Raw genomic sequence first — 21776 nt, 5'->3', positions numbered from 1 at the left:
CTACACCCTCCAAATCCCTGATCCGACGATGTGCCCTGTTGCATCCCCGCGCGCTGCGGCTTAACACGCAATAGTTTACTAAAAGAATCGGATTAAAGGGGGCCAAAGTGCTCAGAACTTTGTCAATCATTTGTGTGGCTTTTGGCGCGACTGCGGCCATGGCGCAGGACTTTCCCGTCACCGTTGAACACGCCTTTGGCGAAACGGTTGTCGCAGAGCGCCCCGAGCGGGTGGCTTCGGTTGGTTGGGCCAACCACGAAGTGCCCTTGGCCCTCGGCATTGTCCCGGTCGGATTCGCACGCGCCTCCTGGGGCGATGACGATGGCGATGGGTTGCTGCCATGGGTGACCGAAGCGCTTGACGAACTGGGCGCTGAGGTGCCAACGCTTTTCGACGAGGGCGACGGTATTGACTTCGAAGCCGTGGCCAGCACCCAGCCTGATGTGATCCTCGCCGCATATTCCGGCCTGTCCCAGTCCGACTATGAAACGCTAAGCCGTATCGCGCCGGTTATCGCCTATCCCGAAGCGGCGTGGACAACCACATGGCGCGAGATGATCCGCCAGAATGCTGCGGGCCTTGGCATGGCCGCGGAGGGCGACGCGATGGTCGCCGAAATCGAAACACGCATCGAAACCGCCCGCGCAGAGCATCCTGAACTGGCAGGCAAAACCGGCATGTTCGTAACTCACCTTGATCCGCGTGACCTCAGCACCATCGGTTTTTATGCTGCCGCCGACCAGCGCGTGCAATTCCTGACCGATATTGGCATGGCCACACCCCAAGCGGTGCGTGACGCCAGTGAGGCAGGAAAATATTCAGGCCGCGTCAGTGCAGAACGGATCGACCTATTTGAAGACGTGGACGTGGTGGTCACCTATGGCAATCAGGCACGGTTGGATGAGCTGACGAAGAACCCGTTGATCGCGCGGTTTCCGGCGGTTGCCCGTGGGTCGGTCGTGCTGCTAGCGAATGATCCAATGGGCACCGCTGCCAACCCGACGCCGCTGTCGATTGACTATGTGCTCGACGATTACCTCGCGCGTCTGAGCGCCGCAGCCACGCGCAGCGAATAATGCAGGTGCAGCGCCCCCAACGGTTGGCAGGCTTTGCGCTTTTGCTCGGACTTTTGGCTCTGATGACGGGCCTGTCGCTGACCGTGGGCGCGCGTTCTGTCCCATGGGCTGAGATCTGGGCGGGGATAACCGGCCAGATCGAAACCATCGGGGCTGCGGCGGTTGCAGTGCGGATGCCGCGCACGGCGTTGGCCATATTGGCGGGTGCCGCGCTTGGCCTTGCGGGGGCGGTGATGCAGGGCATCAGCCGCAATCCGCTGGCCGATCCGGGCATCTTAGGTGTCAATGCGGGGGCGGCGCTGTTTGTCGTTGTGGGCATCGCTTGGTTCGACATCAGCGGCGCGCATAGTTATCTGTGGCTCGGGATCGCCGGGGCGGGGGTGACGGCGGTCTTCGTCTATCTGATCGGCTCAGCCGGGCAGGGCGGGGCGACGCCGCTGAAACTCACCCTTGCGGGCACGGCGACTTCGGTCGCGGTATCGGCCTTTATCATCGCGGTGGTGCTACCGCGCAACGATATCGCGGGTTCTGTGCAATCTTGGCAGGTCGGCGGTGTTGGCGGTGCAAGTTTCGAGACACTTTTGCCTGCCGTGCCCTTTGCCTTGGTCGGCTTGCTACTAAGCCTTGCGTCGGCCCGCGTTCTGAATGCGCTGGCTCTGGGCGAAGAGCTTGCCACTGGCCTTGGTCAAAGCGTCGCCTTGGGGCGCCTTATGGCTGCGGCGGGGGCGGTGATCCTATGTGGCACGGCGACGGCGCTTTGCGGGCCGATTGGTTTTGTCGGGCTGGTGGTGCCGCATCTGTGCCGGATGATCGCTGGGGTGGATTACAAGCTGGTGCTGCCGCTGTCGGCGCTGGCAGGCGCCTCGATGTTGGGGCTGTCGGATGTGCTGGGCCGTATTGTCGCGCGGCCGAATGAATTGGACGTTGGTATTGTTACCGCCTTTGTCGGCGCGCCCTTCTTTATCTGGACGGTGCGCAATCACAGGATGCGCGGGTTATGAGTGATATGAGCCTTGCCGCCCCTCTGGCGCCCCGCAAAGCAGGCACGCGTCGCCTTCAGGTATTGGTGTTTCTGGCAGCGCTGGTGTTGGGCCTTGTCTTGCTGACACTCAGCTGCGGGCGCGGCTGTCTGGCACCGGGCGATGTTGTGGCCGCGCTGACCGGTACGCCGGGGGCCAATGCATCTTTCGTGGTGTCCGAGCTGCGATTGCCCCGTGCGGTGATGGGGTTGCTGGCGGGGTTCAGTTTTGGCTTGGGCGGGGTGGCGTTTCAGATCATGCTGCGCAACCCGCTGGCCAGCCCTGACATCATTGGCATCAGCGCCAGCGCGGGCGCGGCGGCGGTCTTTGTCATTGTTATTCTGGCCTTCGATGGCTGGCTTGTGTCGCTTGTCGCGGTGCTAGCGGGATTGGGCGTGGCCGCCATGATTTGGGCTCTGTCGTCGCGCCGGGGTGCTGCTGGTGCGCGGTTGATTCTGATCGGGATCGGTGTCTCGGCCATGCTCGACAGTGTGACGGCCTATGTCCTGCTAGAGGCCCCTGCGTGGGACCGTGCCGAGGCGATGCGCTGGCTGACCGGCAGCCTGAATGGCGTGCAACTGGTGCAGGCGTTGCCCGTGGCCGGGGCGCTGCTGGTGTTTGGCGGGCTTTTGGCCTGCACCGCCCGTGATCTGGAGGTGCTGCGTCTTGGCGATGACACCGCCGAAGCGCTTGGTGTCCGGTCGGATGTCACGCGGCTAAGGGTTACGCTTGCGGCTGTGGGGCTTGTGGCCATCGCCACGTCGGCCACCGGGCCAATCGCATTCGTTGCCTTTCTGTCTGGCCCCATCGCAGCACGGCTTTTGCCGGGCTCGCGCGGCTTGCTTTTGGGGGCCGGACTGGTGGGCGCTGTGCTCGTCATCGCTGGGGATTACGCAGGGCAGTTCCTATTGCCCGCGCGCTTGCCTGTGGGTGTCATCACTGGCGCGATCGGCGCGCCGTTCCTTTTATATCTCATCGTTCGCGCCAATAGAAATGGGGGCACATTATGACCCACGATCACCGTCTCGAAACGCGCAATCTGGGCGCAGGTTATGAAAAACGCATCATTCTGGAGGATGTCTCCCTTACCGTTCCAGCGGGTAAGATCACGGCGATCGTGGGGGGCAATGCGTCGGGCAAATCGACGCTATTGCGGACGCTGGCACGTATTTTACAGCCGAAATCCGGTGCGGTGCTGCTTGATGGGCAGTCGGTTCACCGCATGAAATCGCGTAAGTTGGCCCAAGTCATGGGGTTGCTGCCGCAATCGCCCATCGCGCCTGAGGGCATTGCCGTGGCTGATCTGGTCGGGCGCGGGCGGCATCCGCATCAGGGGCTGTTTTCGCGCTGGTCGGCAGAGGATGACAGCGCCGTGGCCCGCGCGCTGTCCGCGACCGGGACCGAAGAGCTGGCTGAGCGAGACCTTGATACGCTTTCAGGCGGGCAACGTCAGCGGGTCTGGATCGCCATGGCGCTGGCACAAGAGACCGATCTGCTGCTGTTGGATGAGCCGACCACCTTTTTGGACGTGGCGCATCAGATCGAAGTTCTGGACCTTTTGGTGGACCTTAACACCGCGCAGGGCACAACAATCATCATGGTGCTGCACGATCTCAACCTTGCTGCTCGCTATGCCGACCACCTGATCGCCGTAGGCGATGGCGGCATCCGTGCCGAGGGGCCGCCCGCTGACGTTCTAACAGAGGAGATGGTGAAAACCGTTTTCGGCCTTTCGTGCCGTATCGTCAGCGACCCCGTCTCGCAGACCCCCTGCATGGTGCCGATTGGGCGCCATAAAACTGTGCATTCCCACAAAGATGCCGCAGCCTGAGAATAACTTACTAAATTAGTCAGATTGACTCTGGCGCTCTCCGTATCATAGGCGTAAGGGAATCCCGACTGATTAACTAGGTTATTACGGAGACCGCCATGTCCTCTTCAAAATTCACTCATCTTCAACTGGGGCGCGGCTCTATCAAAACGGCGCTTTTGTGTTGCACGGCACTGGTGCCCGGCGCGCTATCCGCGCAAGAGACGTACCAATTGGATGATGTGATCCTTGAGGCAAGCGCTCAAAACTCGGGCGCGGCGGATGCGGAAACGGTTGTCGCCAACGAACTCAGCAGCGGCGGCAAGCTTTCGGGTGAGATCATCAACATCCCGGCCAGTGTCTCAGTCATCACCAGCCGCGAGATCGAAGCCCGCGGCGCGGACAGCGTGGAGCAGGTGTTGAACTACACCGCCGGTGCCACCACGGACAGCTATGGCGCGGATGACCGGTTTGACTATTTCATCCTGCGCGGGTTCGAGGCCTATACCTACCGTGACGGCCTGACGCTGGGTGCAAACTTTGGTGCCGTCCGGGAAGAGCCTTTTGCCTTTGAACGTGTTGAAGTCATCAAGGGCGCGTCTTCCTCAACCTTTGGTCTGTCGGACCCCGGCGGCTCGGTCAACTATGTTACCAAAAGGCCGCGCGCCGAACGTTTCGGCACCGTCTACACATCGGTGGATTCTTACGGCAGCTTGGAAACCGGCGTAGATTTCGGCGACACATTGGATGAAGAGGGCACGCTTAGCTATCGCTTCACCGGACTTCTGCGCAACGGTGAGCTGGAATATCCCTATTCCGAGAATGATGAGTTGTTCGCGATGGGTGGCCTGACATGGCGGCCCTCCGATGCGTCAGAACTGACCATAATCGTCGACCATCTTGACCGCGATTCAGTACCGGGCAGCGGTGGCTTCCCAGCGGGCGGCGATTTCGACCGCGGCGACGTGTTCTATGGCGAGCCTGACTACAACTATCGCGGCACCGACCGGACGACCGTCTCTGTGCTGGGCACGCATGACTTTGGCAATGGGCTGAGTTTTGGCGGCACCCTGCGCTATAGCGACAGTGAAGACGACTTTGGCTATGCCTACGTCAGCGATGGCACCCCGGATGATGACACCGTGGATCGCGCGTTCTTTGCCAGCGATGGCACCAGCGAGAACATGATCTCTGACTTGCATTTGACCTACGAAGAGTTCTTTGGCGGGGCGGCCAGCACCACCACTGCGGGGGTCGAATTCTCTTGGTCGGATGACACAGACAAACGCTATTACGGCGCGGCACCTTCGGTTGATCTAGACAATCCAACCTACACTGGTCGCCCAACTGACGTTCCGATGTTTGCCGACCTCGACACCGAAACAGAAGGCAAGGCGCTTTATGTCCAGCAAGAGCTGAACTGGAACGAGCGTTTCATCGCTTCTTTCGGCCTGCGCCATGACTGGATCGATGTAACCGAGACAAATAACCTTGCGGGTACGGTCCAGACAAACGACATCAGCGAAACGACAGGCCGGGCGGGCCTGACCTATAAGATCAAACCGAATATCGCGGTCTTTGGGAACTACGCGCAGTCGGTCGTGCCTGCAGGCTTTGGCGTTGAACCGGAAGAGGGCGAGCAGTTCGAACTGGGCACCAAATGGCAACCGGCGGGCACCAATGCACTGTTGACAGCCTCGGTCTATGACCTGTCGAAAAGCAACATCACCCGCACCAACCCGGCGACCAACCTGCCGGAAACCATTGGTGAGATTGGCGTGCGCGGTATTGATCTGGAAGCCAAGGCCGAGGTCGGTGCCTATACCCTCACCGCCGCCTACAGCTTTCTGGATGCCGAGATCAAAGAGAACGGCACATCCGGCAACGTCGGCAATCGCCCCGGTCTGGTGCCTGAGAATGTCGCTTCGATCTGGGCCAGCCGGACGTGGGAAAACCTCGGCCGCGGTGATCTGACTGTTGGTCTGGGCGCGCGGTTCAACAGTGGCTATTACTACAGCGACAGCAACACCGCAGGCGACACAGGCAGCTTTGTCGTTGTGGATGCCGCAGTGACCTATGACCTGTCCGAGCAGACATCGCTTTCGGCCAATGTCACCAACCTGTTTGACGAAAAGCACACCTCCTACGGCGGTTTCTACGCTGACTTCTACAGCCCCGGCCGTGAAGTCACCGTGAAGCTGGCCCACAGCTGGTGAGCCTCAAGCGCGGCACCACCCTCGTGTGCCGCGCTTTTCTTTGACCGGGAGGAGCCACAGATGACCATCGCCAAAGCCAAGACCACAATCCCCCTCGACGCCCCTCAGGAGATGCTCTCGCAGATCCTGTCGCATCTCGTCGATGACCACGGCATGGTTTTCCGCGCCAAAGGGGCGACCGGCCATGTGTTTGAACGAGACGGCTATCGCGTGGAATTTGACCTTCGCCCGGGCAAGTTGGAAGTGAACCTCCAAGCGCCCGGTGAAAACGCCATGCAATTCTCGAAAGAGGGCATGGTGCATCATGTTGCAGAATTTGATCCGCTGCTGGCCGAGCGTATCCGCTGGCAAGGTATAACGCAGGAGGCGGGTGTCGCGCCGCAGAACTTCCGGCTGCTGACCGTCCTCAACAGCGAAGTTCTTTTTGAGGGGATGCAGCGTGTCACCCTGCATTACCCTGACATTGCAACACTTGCGGCACAGGGGCTGCATCTGCGGCTGATCCTACCGCGCGATCCCAGCCGCACGCCGGTTTGGCCCGTGATGGGTGCAAATGGCGCGCCGGTCTGGCCCAAAGGCGCGGATGAGCTGCACGCACGCTATGTCACGCTCAAGAACATCCGCCCGGAGTGCGAAGAGGTCGACATCGACGTGGTGCGCCATGGCTCCGGTCTGATTTCGCAATGGGCGCAGAACGCGATCGCGGGCCAAAAGATTGGCGCTATGGGCCCAGTCGGGATCAGCGCCTTGCCGCCAGCGTCTTCGTATTTCTTAGCCGCAGATGGCACGGGCCTGCCCGCCGTTGCGCAGCTTTTGGCGCGTCTGCCAGAGGGTGCCGTGGGCGATGTGGTGGCCGCCCTGCCGCGCGGTGTGTCCTATCGAGACTACCTGCCAAAGACCAAGTTGCGCGTTCACGCTCTGCCACCGGCAAAATTTGAAACTGCCGTTCTTGGTCACGCGCAGGCGCTGACCGATGACGGTTTGGGCTATGCCTTTTTCGCCGGAGAGTTCCAGAACGCCCAGCAGTTGCGCGGCCATTTCAGAAGCGCGCTCGGCATGGATAAGACCCGGCAGATTTGCACAGCTTACTGGCGTCGGGACTGAGCGCGGCTTAGCTCCACGGTCCTGCGTCCCCGCGTCTGCCGCTCTTAGGGATGCGGCTGCTGCTGGTGGGGCGGGGGCTTTGTGCGCGCGCAGGCGCGGCATCGGGCGTCATCGCCCGCAGGGCCGCGATGCGGTTCTCTGTCGCGGGGTGGGTGGCGAAGAGGCTGTCATGCTTATGCGCGTGCAATGGGTTGATGATGAACATATGCGCCGTGGCCGGGTTCCGCTCGGCGGCGTGATTGTCGATCCGCGCGGCGCCCATCGCGATTTTCTCAAGCGCTGAGGCCAGCCAGAGCGGGTGGCCGCAGATCTCGGCCCCGGCCTTGTCTGCTGCATATTCCCGCGTTCGGCTGATCGCCATCTGCACCAATGCTGCGGCCATGGGGGCGAGGAACATCATCATCAGCGTGCCGATCATGCCCATCCGCTCCCGCGCCCCGCCGAAAAACATCGCAAAGTTCGCCAGCATCGAAATCGCACCGGCGAAAGTCGCGGTCACGGTCATGATCGCGGTGTCGTGGTTTCGAATATGCGCCAGCTCATGCGCGATAACACCCGCTAGTTCCTCGCGGCTGAGACTTTGCATTAGCCCTTTGGTGACCGCGACGGCTGCATTGGCCGGATTGCGCCCGGTGGCGAATGCGTTGGGCTGGGGCGTGTCGATCAGATAGACTTTCGGCTCGGGCAGGCCTGCATTCCGCGCAAGCTCTGCCGTCATGGCATATAGCCCTGCGCGGTCCCCCGGTGAGACCGGCTGCGCATTGTGCATCTTGAGCACCATGCGGTCGGAATTCCACCACGTGAAGGCGTTCATCCCTGCCGCCACCACGAGCGCGATCAGCGCGCCACCTGACCCGCCAATCAAATAGCCAACCCCCATGAAAAGCGCGGTCATCGCCGCCATCAGCATCGCTGTCTTTACATAGCCCATTTTGGTCTCTCGCGGTTGTCCGTTGTAAAGGAAATATGGGTCGATTTTCGCAGGGTGCAAGGCAGGCCGCGGCAGAGCGGCTAGTCGTCGAGATCACCGTCATCGGGTGTCGTGTGCAGGTAGATATGGCCGATCTTGCGGATCAGCGGAATGTTCACAAAGGCAACGATGGCTGCGGCAATCCCAAGACGGCTGAGGACGCTCAGCGGCATGGGGTCGTCTCCTTTGGCATAAATCAGCACCACGAAGGTCACCACCAGAAACCAGATGGCAAGGCTTGTCAGCAGGCGGCGCATGGGGTGTTTTGGTATTTCAGTCATGGCCGCCTCAGATTGCACGCTCCTCCGCACTATTCCGAGGGCGTGGGTAATCTGCAAGGGCGATCTATAAGGCGGCCCCGGATGAAAACCCGTGGGCCGCCTGCGTGTTACTGGCTCGCCATCCCCGCCAGCATCGCGGACATGGCGACGAGATGGACCAGCGTAATTGCCCGATCGTTCCAAAGCACCCCGACGATCAACCAACCCAGTACCCCCACCACAAAGAGGTAGAGGTTCCATGGCGTCCAGCCAAAACCGGTGGCGGCATAACCGAGGATCTGGATCACCGAGGCGACCCATTTAACCCAGAACGCCAGCTGCGCCGGGGCTGCGCGCGCGATTGCCTCAGACGCCACGGGTCAGCCCACCATCAATGCGCCAGTTCTGCCCGGTGACATAGGCTCCGCCTTCCGAAGCGAGCCAGCCGATCAGCGAAGACACTTCGGCCTCGGTTCCGTAGCGCCCCATGGGAATGCGCGTCCGGCGGTCTTCGGTCTCGGGCAGGCTGTCGATAAAGCCCGGCAGGACGTTGTTCATGCGAATGTTCTGGCCCGCGTATTGATCTGCGTAGAGCTTGGCGAAACCCGCGAGACCTGCGCGGAAGACGCCGGAGGTGGGGAAGAGCGGATCCGGCTCAAAGGTGGCAAATGTTGAGATATTGATAATCGCGCCGCCGCCCTGCGCCGCCATGATCGGCGTCACCAGACGCGTGGGACGGATCACGTTCATCAAGTAGACATCCAGACCGCCGTGCCAATCTTCGTCGGTCATCTCAAGAATGTCGCCCTTCGTCCCGTGTCCGGCGGAGTTCACCAGCACATCGACGCGGCCCCAGCAGTCCATCGCGCCGTCCACCAATTGGGCCAGCGCCTCTTGCGACTGGTTTGAGCCGGTGATGCCAAAGCCGCCCAATTCTGTGCCGAGCGCCTCTCCCTTGCCGGAGGAGGAAAGCACGCCGACCTTGAAGCCATCAGCGGCCAGTTTGCGGGCCGCTCCAGCGCCCATGCCGCTGCCGCCTGCTGTCACAAGTGCTACTTTTTCTGCTGTCATCGGATATGCTCCTTATGCTGTGCAGCGATTGCGCTGCGGGGATATGTTTTGTTAATTAGGTGTTGAAGGCAGTCGCAACCAGCCAGATGCATTGTCGTATGACTGTAGGAATTCTATCGTGTCCAGTGACGTACCACTGCCGCCCCTGAACGGGCTACGTGCATTTGCCGCGGCGGGGCGGCATATGAACTTCCGCGCGGCTGCGGATGAGTTAGGCGTTACCCAAGGGGCGGTCGCCCAGCAGGTGCGCGGGCTGGAGGGTCATCTTGGGCTGCGCCTGTTCCTGCGCGAGCCGCGCGGCCTTGCCTTTACCGAAGAGGGGCGCGCCTATCATGCCTCTGTGTCGCGCGCTTTCGAGCAGTTGGTCGAGGCAACGGACGCCCTACGCAGTGCGCCCGCGCGGGTGACAATCAGCGTGACCCCGACCTTCGCGTCGAAATGGTTGATCCCCCGCCTGTCAGACTTCACCGAAGCCCATCCCGGCATCGATCTGCGCATCACAGCGACAGAGAGGGTGGCGAGCTTTCATGCAGATGGGATCGACCTCGCCGTTCGGCAGGCGCGTCCGCCTTTCGGTGCAAGCCTGCGGGCTGATCTGCTGTTCGCGCAGGAGGTTGTGGCGGTCTGCTCGCCCAGTTTGATTGTTGATGACGCGTCGTTGGATGCGGCAGGTTTGGCGCGTTTGACCCTGCTGCACGACACGCATGATCTTTGGCCGCGCTATGCGGAAGAAGCATTTGGCAGCGCCGTAAAGCCGGCGCGGCGGTTACGGTTTAACCAGACGACGCTGAGCCTTGATGCGGCCTTAGCAGGGCAGGGGGTGGCCTTGGCAAGCCGCTTTTTGGTTCAGCGCGATCTTAAGGCGGGGCGGTTGGTGCGTCCGGTGTCTCATGTGATGGCAGGCGGCTTGGACTTCTACCTGCTCTCCCCGCGCCAAGGGGTTTCAAGCGCCGCGATTGTCGTGCGTGATTGGCTTTGCGCGGTGGCGAAGTGCGAGGCAGGCTAACCCTGCTCGCAAGCTTTGAGGCGCAGGAAGCTATCCTCCCCGGCCAAAACATAGCGCAGGAGCAAAAGCTCAACCTTGGCCGCGTCGCGTTCGACAAAGGCGCGCAGCATGTCGCGTTGAAGATCGACGAGGGTCTCATGCGCGGTGGCGTCGCGCAGGGTTGCCATACGAACGGCTTGGATTTGCGCCATGTAGCGCAGGATCGTGTCGCGCAACTCGATATTGGGCACGGCCATGATCCATGTGCGGCGGATGTCTTCCGAGGCGGCGTAAAGGCTCTCAATTTCGCCAGTCACTAGGGTGCGTTCGGATTGCTCGACCGCGCAGGTGAGGGAGGCGATGTCGTCTTCGGTCAGTTGATTGGTCGCCAGCGCGGCGGCGCGGGGTTCCAGCAGACGGCGCAGTTCGAAAATCTCGCATATCTGGCGCATCGATAGGTTGGGCAGGGTAAAGCCCCGTGTCGTGCTGTCGAGATAGCCCTCATGTGACAGGCGCATCAGGGCATCGCGCACCGGCATCCGCGAGACGTTGAACTCTTCGGCGACGGCGGTATCGACAAAGCGGTCGCCATGGCTGATCTCCCCCCGCTGAATCCGCCCAAGGAAGATGTCATAGATCTGATCTTTCATGTGGCGCTTGGCGGTGCGGTGCATTCGGACCTCTGAAAAAGTATTCGATTGTGATCCGAGCATGCGCAAGGAATGCGCATATGGCTAGGTATAAGTTTGCATACTTGTAAAATTCAATTGAATTCGTATACGAAAGCTGGCAGCCATACTGTGAAACTTGCCGCGTTGCGCGGGGATGTTCACAGGGAGAAAAACATGAATCTGAAGAAAAATCTGATCGTTGGCCTCACCGTTGCGGCCTTCACGGCACTGTCTGGCGTCTCTGCCATGGCGCAGGATGTGCTGAAAATTGGCTCCTACCCGGCAAACCCGCCGTGGGAGTTCAAGAACGAAGCTGGTGAATTTGAAGGCTTTGAGGTTGATATCATCAACGAAGTCGCCGCCCGCCTTGGTAAGACGACCGAGATCACAGGTCTCGATTTTCGCGCGCTGTTTGTCGCCACAGCATCGGGCCGTGTGGATGCGGTCATTTCCTCGCTGACCATCACCGATGAGCGGCTTGAGGCCCAGTCTTTCACGCAGCCCTATTTCTCAGGCGCGCTTGGTGTGGGCACAAAGACCGACGCAGGTATCGCTGATTTGGACGGGCTGAAAGGCAAGCGCATCGGCTCCATCGCCACGTCGTTCCCGGAGAACTGGTTGAAGGAGCGTGAGGCCGAGCTCGGGTATAAATCTTATTCCAGCTATGACACCACGGCAAATATGCTGACCGATCTGCGCAGTGGCCGGATTGATGCCGCCGTGAACGATATCGTCAGCCTGCGCTATGCCTTTGCCCAGCCGACGATGCAGGGGCTTCAGGTCTCTGTCGAGATCCCGACGGGGGATAAATTCGCGATCATGATGCCTAAAGGCTCCGAACATCTGGAGGCGGTCAATGACGCGCTCTCTTCGATGAAAGAGGATGGCACCATGGCGGCGCTCTATGAAAAATGGCTGGGCGTGGCACCTGCTGAGGGCAGCCTTGCCGTCACCTCATTGCCCGTGCCGACTTCTGCTGACTAACGAAGTTGAAGCCGCGGGCGGGGCATCACTCCCTTGCGGCTTTTTGACTGGCCTCCTGCGATCAAACTGACGGAATGCGCTATGGAAATCCTCGACATCTTCTTCAATCTCGACGTGATGCGCCGCGCTTTCCCCATTCTGATGCGCGGGTTGGTCAACACGATCCTGCTGGGTTTCGCGGCGATCTTCTTTGGCGGCATCCTTGGCGTGTTGGTCTGTCTGGTGCGGCTTTACGCGGCCAAGCCGTTCCGGCTGCTGGCGGTTCTGTATACGGATATCTTTCGCGCCATTCCGGTTCTGGTGGTGCTGATCCTCGTCTATTACGCGCTGCCGTTTGCCGGAATTGTCTTTTCCTCCTTCGTCGCGGCGACCATTGCGCTGGCGCTGGTGCTGGCGGCCTATACGGCCGAGGTCGTGCGCGCCGGGATCGAAGCCGTGCCGCGTGGCCAGTTCGAGGCCTGCGATGCGCTTGGCCTGTCCTTCTTTACCACCATGCGCAAGGTGATACTGCCACAGGCGTTTCGTATGATGATCCCGCCGCTGGCCTCCTATGCCGTGGCGATCATGAAAGACACCTCGCTGGCCTCGGTCGTCGCTATGGATGATCTGCTGAAACAGGCCACCGACGCGCAGGCGCTTTTCGCTAACCCCACACCGCTGCTGCTGGCCGCGCTGATCTATATCGCAATCCTTTGGCCCATGGTCCGTTTCACCGGCTGGCTAGAGCAACATTACAAGCGCGGCTATCGCTGAACCCTTCCGACAATTTTCACACCATCCTACCGTCCCGCGCGCCTGCGCGGCCCACACCCTACGGAGATTACAATGTCCACAGAAACAGGAACGGGCGACGCCTATCTCCTTTATCACTCCATCGGCCAATACCCCGGCAAGCACGCGGATATGCTGGCCGGGCTCACCGATTTCACCGATGCATGGGCTGCGCCGAACGGCGATCAATGGGCGGATGTCCTGCCAAAGCGGCAGCAGTTCATTGACCTTTGGGCAGAACTGATCGGCGCGCCCAAGGGCACTGTCACCACGACTGAAAGTGTCACCACCGGGCTGATGGCCGTCATCGGTGCGCTGCCCGAAGGGACCCTGCGCGGCAAGAAAGTCTTGGTGGCCGAGGATGGCTTTCCCTCGTTGCATTTCCTGCTCACGGGGCTGTCGAAGCGCTTTGGTTTCACGTTGAACACTGTGCCGATCCGCCAAGGTGGGCATTGGGTCGAGGCCGAAGATATCATTGCCGATTGGGACGGAGACGTGGCGCTGGCGTTGCTGACATGGGTCAGCTCAACCACCTCGCACCGGTTGGATATCCCTCAACTGGTGGCGCATGGGCGCAAGATGGGCTCGCTCATTGGGGTTGATATGACCCAAGCAGTCGGCCTGCTGCCCTATGACGTGACCGCGCCCAAAGTGGATTTCGCGCTGTCGACCAGCCTTAAATGGATGTGTGGCACGCCGGGGGCGGGGATCGTCTATATGGATGCTGATCTGATCCCGCAATGCCAGCCCGAGATGCGCGGATGGTTTTCGCAGGGCAATCCGTTTTCGTGGGATTTGGACGCTTTCGAATTTGCACCCGACATTCGGCGGCTCGACAGTGGCACGCCGTCGACGGTGCCAGCGGTGGCCAGCCTGCCAGCGATGAAATGGCGCATGGGGCAGAATACAGAGATACTGTCGGCGCATAATCGCAAATTGACGGGCCAGTTACAGAAGGGGCTGGAAGAGATGGGGCTGAACCTTGCAAGCCCCACCGATCCCGACCAGCGCGGCGGTAGTCTGATGGTGGTTTTGCCAGATCACATTGACGCCCCTGATGTGGTAGCGCAATTGGCCGCCTTGGACATTTACGTCGACAACCGCAGCCAGACCTTGCGCATGTCACCGGGGGTGTTGACCACTGCCGTAGGGATCGAACGGACACTGCAAGCCCTGCGCGCCTTCTTGGCTTGACGCTTGGTGCAGCCCGCGATGCGCCGTCAACTGGCGGCCATGGCGTCTGCCTGAGATTCAAGCGCCGGAAAATCGACGAAGAAGGTGGTGCCCTTGCCCTCGGCAGTTTCAAACTTGATGCTGCCGAGGTGTTGGTCGACGATGGCCTTTACGATGCTCATGCCCAGACCGTGGCCCTCTTCGACGCGGTAACTGGACCCACGGGAAAACCGCTCAAACAGAACCGGCTGAAGATCAAGCGGCAGGCCACTGCCCTCGTCACGTACCCAAAACCCCATGCCGCTTTCAGAAACGCCCAGCTTAACGGTGCCGCCTTCGTCAGACGCTTTGATCGCGTTGGAAAGCAGGTTAGACAACAGCCGCATCAGCCGTCCTTCGTGTAGGCGCAGTAGGGTCGCGGGGGCCGCTGTCGGATGTATCTCTAGGCGAACACCGCGATCTTTCGCATAGGGGATCAGTGTCTCGGACGCCTGCGTTAGCAAGGGCGCCAATGGTCGCTCGGCAAAACCAGATTGGTCTGGCCTGCGCAGGGTTTCCAGATCTAGAATATCCGCGACCATCTGATCAATTGCCCGCGCGTTGCGCAGGGCGAGCCGTAGAAGTTTTTGTTTTTGCGGGGGCAGGTCGTCTTGCCCCACTTCAAGAAGGCGCAACGCCCCGCTGAGCGACGTCAGCGGCGTTTTCATCTCGTGGCTAACAGTGGCGATCAACTGATCCTTGGCGCGCTCAAATTCGCGCTGCTCACTCACATCGCGCACGACACCCAGAAATCCTAAATGCTCGCCTCGATCCGTCTCGACCTTGGCGGTCGAGACTTGGCCCTCGAATGTTGTTCCGTCGGCGCGGCGGCAGGCAATCGAAAGCGCGCCCGGCGCGGTCGAGGCTTGCGGGTTAAACTGCTCTTCGCCCGCGCGTTCATAACCACCGAGCGTTTCATAAAGAACCGCTGTTTGCCGCCCCAATAGCTGTTCGGGCTCATAGCCAAAAAGCGTCTCAACCGCAGGGTTTACAAGCGCTACACGGCGGTTCGGGTCTGCCATGATGATTGCTTCGGGCACGGCATCCACCATGGCGCTAAGCAGCCCGCGCTGTTCGCGCAATTCACGGCGTTCAGATTGAAGGGTCAACTCACTGCTGAGCCAGCGTGCAAGGAACTGTACGAATTGCACCTGCGCCCTGCTGAACGGCCCAGAGCGGGGCGCGCGGCCTGAAAAGTTGATTGTGCCAAACAGTTCGCCACCGCATTTCAGGGGCGCCCCGATATAGCTTTCCAGTTTGAAGGTTTCATAACACGGATGGCTCGAAATTTCTTGCTGCCCGGCGTGGTGAAAAGAGGTCACATCGGCACTGGAAAGCGTTTGCAGACAATAGGTGCCATTGATGTCGAAAGTGGTGCCGGGCGCAGGGGCCCAATCCGGTCCATATACGTACAGACATTCGTAAACTGGCTGATCGACGCGGCTGACAATACCCAGCTCAAGCGCAAGCGCCTCGGTGCCCAGTCGGAGGAGTTTGGCGATTTTGTCTTCGGTCGTAAGATCAGGTTCGACAGCAAGCATATAGAGTTGCCGCAGCGGATCATCGAAATCCGCCAAGGCGCTGTAAAAGTCGTTCATATGGGCCTCTGGTTGCTCGCGCTCTTCTTATCTGGTCTCGTTTGGCAGTCAGATGTTTACCCTAGGTATCCCCGCGAAGCATCGCTGCCAATGCCGCAGGGGTGAATTAGGGCGACATTTGGGCGCTTTATCCTCAAAAACCAAACTGGGGCCGGGAATGTGGGGCCTGCTCAAAGGCGGCTAACCAATTGCCGCGGTGTAGTTTACTTGAGATTAATCAAACTGACCCCGGCTATTGTCCTGTTGCACGTCTTCGCTGAGCACCTCAGTCTTGCCACAATTCGGGCCAGCGGCGCGGGGTCTATGCCCGAAGGGGCTGGACAGAATGAAGCACAGCCCTGCCGATACATTAGCTGAAGTTCTTCCATCCTTCATCGGGGTCAAATCGCGGGCCATGCGCCTTGGCCAATGTGCGCAGGCGGAGGGCCACTTCACGCGCACCGCGCGTGCGTGCATAGTGCAATGGCCCGCCCCGGAAAGGAGCCCAGCCAGTGGCAAAGATCATTGCGGCGTCGATCTGATCGGCGTCCTTTGTCACGTTTTCGCGCATCACTTCGACGGCGGCGTTCAGCATCGGTAGGATCAGGCGATCGGTCAAATCCGCGGGGCCGGGTTCTTCGGTTTCAGGATGCGGCGTGCCATCGGCCCAGTCATAAAAGCCGCTCCCGGTTTTGCGACCCAGATCACCCTGTTCGACGCGTTCTTGCAGCATATCGGTAATCTCAGCCATAGACGTGCCCAGCCTGTCACGCAGGCTTTCGGCCACATGCAACCCGATATCAAGCCCGACCTGATCGGCCAGCGTCACCGGGCCCATCGGCATGCCAAAGCGCAGGGCGGCGCTGTCGATCACCTCTTTCGGCACACCTTCGTCCATCAGCACCATCGCTTCCATCAGGTAGGGGGTGAGGATACGGTTCACGACAAAGCCGGGATAATCACCGACGCGCGCGGGCAGTTTGCCAATGGCCCCGCAGAATGCGGCCAAGCGGCGCGCCGTCTGCGCTGCTGTATCCGCCCCAGCGACAACCTCGACGAGCGGGATCTTCGAGACGGGGTTAAAAAAATGCAGCCCCGCAAAATGCGCTTTGTTGGGGGCGTGAGCGCTTAGGGCATCTATCGCGAGGCTAGAGGTGTTGGAGGCAAGGATCGCGCTGTCCTTCATTTCGGTCTTCAACTCTGCATAAATCCTCTCTTTGACCTCCATCCGCTCCGGGGCGGCTTCAATCACCAGATCAGCGCGGACCGGGCCATATCCATGAGGGTCGGGCATCAGACGGTCGAGTGCATCGCGCGTTTCTGCGCCGGTCAGATGTTTGTCAGCACAAAGTTTTGCTGCCAGTTTGATGGCGCGGCCAAGGGCGGCGCTGTCAAGATCGCTCAGGGTGACGCGCTTGCCCCGGATCGCGGCCATGGCTGCAATCTCAGCCCCCATGGCACCTGCGCCGATCACATGCACATGGGCGATGTCGTCGTCGCCCCGCGCGGCTTCTTTGAGTTTTTGCCGCAGGAAGAACACCCGGCGTAGGTTTTTGGAACTAGGCGTTTTCAACAGGTTGGCGAAAGACCGGATTTCGCCGCGCTGCATGGTTGCCCGGTCGGTGCCGTGTTCCTCCCACAGTTCGATCAGCGCATGGGGGGCCGGATAATGGTCCGCTGGCGCACGCTCTTCGGTGCGGTTGCGCATTTGACGGGCCAGCAAGGTTCGGGCCTGTTCCAGCCCAAGCGCCCGGGTTTTAAGGCCTGGTTCTGCCCGCTCAACCCCGGTTTCGGCCAATGCGCGAACCGCGGCGGCGATGTGGCGTTCTTCGGCCACTTCATCAATGATTCCCAGTGTTTTTGCGCGCTTGGTATGCGCGGTTTTCCCACTCAGCATCATGGTCATCGCTTCGGTCGGGTCGATCAACGCGGGCAAGCGGAAAGTGCCGCCAAGACCGGGATGCAGGCCAAGCTGTACCTCAGGAAAGGCGAAAGAGGCCCCCGGCACTGCGATGCGGATGTCACAGGCAAGCGCCAGCTCAAATCCCGCGCCAAGTGCTGCGCCGTGCACCACGCAGATCGTCGGACAGGAGAGTTGTTCAAGCCGGTCCAGCACCGCATGGCCTTGGGTCAGAAGCTCTGCCGCGCCCTCATCGCTCATCTTTGCAAAGCTTGATATATCGGCCCCAGCAGCAAAGCCGCCCGGTTTGGCGGAGCGGATTACGAGGGCATGAGGCGGGTCGTTTTCGGCGGCGGTGACGTGATGTTCCAACTCACGCAGCACGTCGCCAGAAATCGTATTGGTGCCGCTGTCAGCCTTATCAAGCGCCAGCCAAAAGATGCCATTGGCGTCACGTCCCGCGCGCCAGTTGCCTTTGCGCGCGTTTTCGGTGCCAAGTTCGAGTTTGCTCTCGCCCAAATGCTTTAGAACATGTCCCGTCATCACACCGCCTCCAGCATCATCGCGCCACCCAAGCCGCCGCCAATACATTCCGTGGCGATGCCCCGTTTCGCACCGCGCGCTTTCATCGCATTGGCCAGATGCAAGACAATCCGATTGCCGCTGGTGCCGACCGGGTGGCCCAGTGATATTGCGCCGCCGTCGACATTCAGCCTGTCTCGGTCGATCCGGCCAAAGGCAGCGTCATAACCCAATACGTTGCGGCAGAAGTCTTCGTCGCTCCAAGCGGCCACGCAGGAAAGCACCTGTGCGGCAAAGGCTTCGTTCAATTCCCACAGGTCAATGTCGTTGACCTCAAGCCCATGGCGTTGCGCGATGGGGGTGGCGGACAGCACCGGACCCAGCCCCATGATCGACGGATCTAGTGCCGCCCATTCGCTGTCGGTAATCTCAGCCAGCGGGGTCAGCCCATGCGCCTCAACAGCGCGTTCAGAAGCAACGATGACCCAGCTTGCCCCATCGGTGATCTGGCTGGAATTGCCTGCAGTGACTTTGCCGTGGGGCTTCTCAAACACCGGGTTCAGCTTGGCAAGGCCCTCCATATCACTGTCAGGACGCACGCCGTCGTCGTGATCATAAACAGTGCCATCTTTGTCAAAGGCGGGCATGACTTCATCCGCAAGTCGCCCGTCGTTTTGCGCTGCGGCAAGCCGGTGGTGGCTTTGCATTGCATAGGTATCTGCCGTGGCGCGGTCGATCCCGAACCGATGCGCTAGAACTTCGGCGGTTTGGCCCATGTTCAGTTCAGTGATCGGGTCGGTCAGACCGCGTTCCAGCCCAATGACGGGTTTGAAAAACTCTGGCCTGAGGCCCGTCATGGCGCGAGCCGTATCAATCGGGCCCTTGGCGGCATTTATCCGGCCGAACCATTCCACCGCTGATTGGCGCAGCACGAGCGGGGCGTGGCTGAGCGCCTCGGCCCCACCAGCAAGGATCATTTGGTGGCTGCCGTCGCGGATGTAGCGGTAGGCGGTGTCGATGCTCTGCATTCCCGAGCCGCAGTTGATCTGCACGGTAAAGGCGACTGTCTGCTCCCCAAGCCCCAGCCGCAGGGCGGCAACGCGGGCGGGGTTCATTTCATCGGCGATGACGTTGACGCAGCCGAGGATCACCAGATCAAAGGCTGCGCGGTCAAAGCTCTGTCGCGCCAGCAGGGGCCGCCCGGCCTGCACGGCCAAATCGACCGGGGTAAAGGGGCCGGGGCCTTGTCGTGCCTTCAAAAATGGAGTGCGGGCCCCATCCACAAGAAAGACGCGCTGCGCTTTAGGGTGGGTCATTCGGCGGCCTCTCTAGGGTTGGGGGTTTCGTCAAGATTTTCCTGCGGGACATCTAAGTCAGGGAAGTAATGGGCCAGCGCGGCAGGCCTGTAGTCATCAACGGCGATGACCTTTGATACCAGTTCGTTCATCGCGGTCAGGTCCGCCATATCGCTGTCGCTTAGGATGCCTGCCTGTTGTGCTTCTGTGGGGGTCTTCTTGGCGTCGCGCAGGCGCTTCATGACCGGCTCCATTTCGATCACTTTGGCGTAGCAGCGGTTCAACAGGTCGATCCCGTCGCCAGCGCTGCCTTCGAATAACCGCCCAGTGATCCGGTCGCGGGTGGCAGACGGGGCATAAATCAAAGCACTGCATTCTGTGGTGAGCGTGTCATCCGGACCGCGGCGGCCCAGTCCCGGCAAGGTAATGGCGCGTAGCACCCACGCCGCCCAGCGGGCAGGCAGATTGGCGATGACCCCATCAAGCGCGGTTTGAATGCGCGAAAAGGCATCGGCAGCGGCGAATTTGAGGAGCGGCAGATCGGCCTCTTGACGGCCTTCGTCCTCCCAACGTTTGAGTGCGGCAGAGAGGATATACATTTCAGATAAGATATCGCCCATCCGGCCTGAGATCATCTCTTCACGTTTCAGTGCTCCGCCGAGGGTGAGAAACAGAAAATCCGCCGTGAGTGCATAAGCCGCCGACCAGCGCGAAAGCTCGCGGTAGATTGGCGTTGCGGCACCTGCATCAGGGGCGGGAGCAAAACGGCCGCCCGTCAGGGCGCGACCCCACGCGCGGAAGAGGGTTTTCGTGGTATGCCCCACATGCGCCCACAGAGATTTGTCGAAAGCGGCGAGAGACTCTGCCTCATCCTCCTTCTGCAAGGCTAGCATGTTATCGAGCATATGGGGGTGCGCCCGGATCGACCCTTGGCCGAAGATAATCAAGCTGCGGGTGACGATATTTGCTCCTTCCACGGTGATGCCAATCGGCACGGCGCGGTAGAGTGGCAGCAGGTAGTTCAGAGGCCCGTCGATCACGGCTTTGCCCGAATGCACATCCATCGCATCGTTCAGCGCCTCGCGCATTTTAAAGGTCGCATGGGCCTTCATGATCGCCGAAATTACGGAAAGCGCCCGGCCCTCATCAAGCCCGGCGCAGGTCAGATGGCGGGCGGCGTCCATCGCATAGGCATCCGCAGCCAGCCGCCCCATACGCGCCTGAACGCCGCCGAATTTGCCGATCGGCAGATTGAATTGCTGGCGAATACGGGCATAAGCGCCAGTGGTATGGGCCGAAAATGCGATGGCAGCGCAGCCCATAGATGGCAGGGAGATGCCGCGCCCAGCGGCGAGCGCGGACATCAGCATCATCCAGCCTTTGCCTGCGTATTCCGCCCCACCGATGATATGATCAAGGGGGATAAAAACGTCTGTGCCAGTGGTTGGCCCATTCATAAACATCGTCGAAGACGGCAGGTGTCGCCGCCCGGTCTCCACTCCGGGCAAATCGGTGGGCACCAGCGCGCAGGTAATGCCAATGTCAGCCGTGTCGCCCAGCAGACCATCAGGATCGCGCAGTTGAAAGGCCAGCCCAAGGACCGTGCAAACCGGGGCAAGGGTGATATAGCGTTTGGCCCAGTTGAGGCGGATGCCCAAAACCTCCTCCCCCTCCCACATACCTTTTTCGATCACGCCCTCATCGACCATGGCTGAGGCGTCAGAACCCGCCTCGGCGCTGGTAAGGCCAAAGGCAGGCAGCTCACGCCCATCGGCAAGGCGCGGGAGCCAGTGATCCTTTTGCGCATCAGTGCCAAACTGGTGCAGCAATTCACCGGGGCCGAGTGAGTTGGGCACCATCACCGTCACCGCTGCTGCGACGGAGCGCGTGGAGATATAGCGGACCACCTCGGAATGAGCGAAGGCGGAAAAGCCCAACCCCCCATGAGATTTCGGGATGATCATGCCAAAGAATTTTTTGTCTCGTAGAAAGGTCCATGCTTCTGGCGGCAGATCGGCGGCCTCATGGTTGATCTTCCAATCGTCGATCATGGTGCAAAATTCTTGCACGGGACCGTCGAAAAAGGCCTGTTCCTCTGGGCTTAGCTGGGGTGCTTTGACCGCCTGCAACTTTGACCAGTCGGGGTTGCCCGAGAAAAGTTCGGCTTCCCACCAGACTTCGCCAGCGGTCAGGGCTTCGCTTTCGGTTTGAGATAGGGCGGGCAGGGCTTTCTTGGCCCAGCGGTATATCGGTTTGGTAAGCAGATCAGCGCGCAGGTTTTTCATGGGAACCCCCTTCAACGAACCAACGCCGCTCGCGTATCGTCGGTTCCT

At 60.5% G+C, this 21776-nt stretch carries 19 protein-coding genes; 10 read left to right on the top strand and 9 right to left on the bottom strand.

Going from position 1 to position 21776, the window contains the following annotated elements; all coding sequences use genetic code 11:
- Positions 1-158: 158 nt before the first annotated feature.
- The 6 genes from BM229_RS08265 (at position 159) to BM229_RS08240 (ending at position 7225) form a co-directional block, all read left to right on the top strand.
- Positions 159-1076, top strand: a complete 918-nt coding sequence (locus tag BM229_RS08265; RefSeq protein ID WP_093927279.1) for an iron-siderophore ABC transporter substrate-binding protein — start codon at positions 159-161, stop codon at positions 1074-1076.
- Entirely contained in the window at positions 1076-2077 is a 1002-nt protein-coding gene (locus tag BM229_RS08260; RefSeq protein WP_093927098.1) for a FecCD family ABC transporter permease, read from the top strand. Before BM229_RS08265 ends, BM229_RS08260 begins: the two co-directional genes overlap by 1 nt.
- Positions 2074-3105 (top strand): FecCD family ABC transporter permease, encoded by a 1032-nt coding sequence (locus BM229_RS08255; protein WP_420855245.1) that lies wholly within the window; start codon positions 2074-2076, stop codon positions 3103-3105. The genes BM229_RS08260 and BM229_RS08255 overlap by 4 nt, the downstream gene beginning before the upstream one ends.
- On the top strand, positions 3102-3926 hold the full coding sequence (locus BM229_RS08250; protein ID WP_093927097.1) for an ABC transporter ATP-binding protein: 825 nt from the start codon (positions 3102-3104) through the stop codon (positions 3924-3926). Before BM229_RS08255 ends, BM229_RS08250 begins: the two co-directional genes overlap by 4 nt.
- A 98-nt stretch (positions 3927-4024) precedes the next feature.
- Complete coding sequence (locus BM229_RS08245) at positions 4025-6121, top strand: TonB-dependent siderophore receptor (protein WP_093927096.1); 2097 nt, start codon at positions 4025-4027, stop codon at positions 6119-6121.
- A 60-nt stretch (positions 6122-6181) separates the two neighbouring features.
- A complete protein-coding gene (locus tag BM229_RS08240; RefSeq protein WP_093927095.1) occupies positions 6182-7225 on the top strand; it encodes a siderophore-interacting protein in 1044 nt (347 codons plus the stop codon).
- Positions 7226-7232: 7 nt separating this feature from the next.
- Here BM229_RS08240 and htpX read toward each other — a convergent pair whose 3' ends face one another.
- The 4 genes from htpX to BM229_RS08220 all read right to left on the bottom strand — a co-directional run bounded on the left by htpX (position 7233) and on the right by BM229_RS08220 (position 9526).
- On the bottom strand, positions 7233-8156 hold the full coding sequence (gene htpX, locus BM229_RS08235) for a zinc metalloprotease HtpX (RefSeq protein ID WP_093927094.1): 924 nt from the start codon (positions 8154-8156) through the stop codon (positions 7233-7235).
- 80 nt (positions 8157-8236) lie between these two features.
- A complete protein-coding gene (locus BM229_RS08230; protein WP_093927093.1) occupies positions 8237-8476 on the bottom strand; it encodes a hypothetical protein in 240 nt (79 codons plus the stop codon).
- Positions 8477-8583: 107 nt separating this feature from the next.
- Entirely contained in the window at positions 8584-8832 is a 249-nt protein-coding gene (locus BM229_RS08225) for a DUF6552 family protein (protein WP_093927092.1), read from the bottom strand.
- Positions 8822-9526, bottom strand: a complete 705-nt coding sequence (locus BM229_RS08220; protein ID WP_093927091.1) for an SDR family oxidoreductase — start codon at positions 9524-9526, stop codon at positions 8822-8824. Before BM229_RS08220 ends, BM229_RS08225 begins: the two co-directional genes overlap by 11 nt.
- A 118-nt stretch (positions 9527-9644) precedes the next feature.
- Between BM229_RS08220 and BM229_RS08215 the strand changes: the two genes are divergently transcribed.
- On the top strand, positions 9645-10532 hold the full coding sequence (locus BM229_RS08215; protein WP_093927090.1) for a LysR substrate-binding domain-containing protein: 888 nt from the start codon (positions 9645-9647) through the stop codon (positions 10530-10532).
- On the opposite strand, the gene BM229_RS08210 is transcribed toward BM229_RS08215, so the two are convergent.
- Positions 10529-11161, bottom strand: coding sequence for a GntR family transcriptional regulator (locus tag BM229_RS08210; RefSeq protein WP_244152137.1), 633 nt, complete (start codon positions 11159-11161; stop codon positions 10529-10531). The genes BM229_RS08215 and BM229_RS08210 overlap by 4 nt on opposite strands.
- 195 nt (positions 11162-11356) lie before the next feature.
- On the opposite strand from BM229_RS08210, the gene BM229_RS08205 reads away from it, so the two are divergent.
- The 3 genes from BM229_RS08205 to BM229_RS08195 all read left to right on the top strand — a co-directional run bounded on the left by BM229_RS08205 (position 11357) and on the right by BM229_RS08195 (position 14131).
- The gene (locus BM229_RS08205; protein WP_167360212.1) at positions 11357-12166 is read left to right on the top strand and encodes an ABC transporter substrate-binding protein; all 810 of its coding nucleotides are present in this window, start codon (positions 11357-11359) and stop codon (positions 12164-12166) included.
- An 81-nt stretch (positions 12167-12247) separates the two neighbouring features.
- Positions 12248-12919 (top strand): amino acid ABC transporter permease, encoded by a 672-nt coding sequence (locus BM229_RS08200; RefSeq protein ID WP_093927087.1) that lies wholly within the window; start codon positions 12248-12250, stop codon positions 12917-12919.
- Positions 12920-12991: 72 nt separating this feature from the next.
- Complete coding sequence (locus BM229_RS08195; protein WP_093927086.1) at positions 12992-14131, top strand: aminotransferase class V-fold PLP-dependent enzyme; 1140 nt, start codon at positions 12992-12994, stop codon at positions 14129-14131.
- A gap of 26 nt (positions 14132-14157) precedes the next feature.
- On the opposite strand, the gene BM229_RS08190 is transcribed toward BM229_RS08195, so the two are convergent.
- The 4 genes from BM229_RS08190 to BM229_RS08175 form a co-directional block, all read right to left on the bottom strand.
- Positions 14158-15747 carry a GAF domain-containing sensor histidine kinase gene (locus BM229_RS08190; RefSeq protein WP_093927085.1) on the bottom strand — a complete coding sequence of 530 codons (1590 nt, stop codon included), beginning with the start codon at positions 15745-15747 and terminating at the stop codon, positions 14158-14160.
- A 349-nt stretch (positions 15748-16096) separates the two neighbouring features.
- Positions 16097-18169: a 3-hydroxyacyl-CoA dehydrogenase NAD-binding domain-containing protein gene (locus tag BM229_RS08185; protein ID WP_093927277.1), complete on the bottom strand. Its 2073-nt coding sequence runs from the start codon at positions 18167-18169 to the stop codon at positions 16097-16099.
- Positions 18169-19464 carry an acetyl-CoA C-acetyltransferase gene (locus BM229_RS08180; RefSeq protein WP_093927084.1) on the bottom strand — a complete coding sequence of 432 codons (1296 nt, stop codon included), beginning with the start codon at positions 19462-19464 and terminating at the stop codon, positions 18169-18171. Before BM229_RS08180 ends, BM229_RS08185 begins: the two co-directional genes overlap by 1 nt.
- Positions 19461-21728 (bottom strand): acyl-CoA dehydrogenase, encoded by a 2268-nt coding sequence (locus tag BM229_RS08175; RefSeq protein ID WP_093927083.1) that lies wholly within the window; start codon positions 21726-21728, stop codon positions 19461-19463. Before BM229_RS08175 ends, BM229_RS08180 begins: the two co-directional genes overlap by 4 nt.
- Between the last annotated feature and the right edge of the window lie 48 nt (positions 21729-21776).

Source organism: Sulfitobacter dubius (assembly GCF_900113435.1).
In the GTDB taxonomy this organism is placed as follows: Bacteria; Pseudomonadota; Alphaproteobacteria; order Rhodobacterales; family Rhodobacteraceae; genus Sulfitobacter; species Sulfitobacter dubius.
The sequence above is the reverse complement of the archived record's forward strand: the minus strand, read 5'-3'. Positions and strand labels throughout refer to the sequence as shown.

Coding starts and splice junctions, on each gene's coding strand:
- BM229_RS08265 (WP_093927279.1), top strand. CDS start 159: ATGGCGCAGGACTTTCCCGTCACCGTTGAACACGCCTTTGGCGAAACG.
- BM229_RS08260 (WP_093927098.1), top strand. CDS start 1,076: ATGCAGGTGCAGCGCCCCCAACGGTTGGCAGGCTTTGCGCTTTTGCTC.
- BM229_RS08255 (WP_420855245.1), top strand. CDS start 2,074: ATGAGTGATATGAGCCTTGCCGCCCCTCTGGCGCCCCGCAAAGCAGGC.
- BM229_RS08250 (WP_093927097.1), top strand. CDS start 3,102: ATGACCCACGATCACCGTCTCGAAACGCGCAATCTGGGCGCAGGTTAT.
- BM229_RS08245 (WP_093927096.1), top strand. CDS start 4,025: ATGTCCTCTTCAAAATTCACTCATCTTCAACTGGGGCGCGGCTCTATC.
- BM229_RS08240 (WP_093927095.1), top strand. CDS start 6,182: ATGACCATCGCCAAAGCCAAGACCACAATCCCCCTCGACGCCCCTCAG.
- htpX (WP_093927094.1), bottom strand. CDS start 8,156: ATGGGCTATGTAAAGACAGCGATGCTGATGGCGGCGATGACCGCGCTT.
- BM229_RS08230 (WP_093927093.1), bottom strand. CDS start 8,476: ATGACTGAAATACCAAAACACCCCATGCGCCGCCTGCTGACAAGCCTT.
- BM229_RS08220 (WP_093927091.1), bottom strand. CDS start 9,526: ATGACAGCAGAAAAAGTAGCACTTGTGACAGCAGGCGGCAGCGGCATG.
- BM229_RS08210 (WP_244152137.1), bottom strand. CDS start 11,161: ATGAAAGATCAGATCTATGACATCTTCCTTGGGCGGATTCAGCGGGGG.
- BM229_RS08205 (WP_167360212.1), top strand. CDS start 11,357: ATGAATCTGAAGAAAAATCTGATCGTTGGCCTCACCGTTGCGGCCTTC.
- BM229_RS08200 (WP_093927087.1), top strand. CDS start 12,248: ATGGAAATCCTCGACATCTTCTTCAATCTCGACGTGATGCGCCGCGCT.
- BM229_RS08195 (WP_093927086.1), top strand. CDS start 12,992: ATGTCCACAGAAACAGGAACGGGCGACGCCTATCTCCTTTATCACTCC.
- BM229_RS08190 (WP_093927085.1), bottom strand. CDS start 15,747: ATGAACGACTTTTACAGCGCCTTGGCGGATTTCGATGATCCGCTGCGG.
- BM229_RS08185 (WP_093927277.1), bottom strand. CDS start 18,169: ATGACGGGACATGTTCTAAAGCATTTGGGCGAGAGCAAACTCGAACTT.
- BM229_RS08180 (WP_093927084.1), bottom strand. CDS start 19,464: ATGACCCACCCTAAAGCGCAGCGCGTCTTTCTTGTGGATGGGGCCCGC.
- BM229_RS08175 (WP_093927083.1), bottom strand. CDS start 21,728: ATGAAAAACCTGCGCGCTGATCTGCTTACCAAACCGATATACCGCTGG.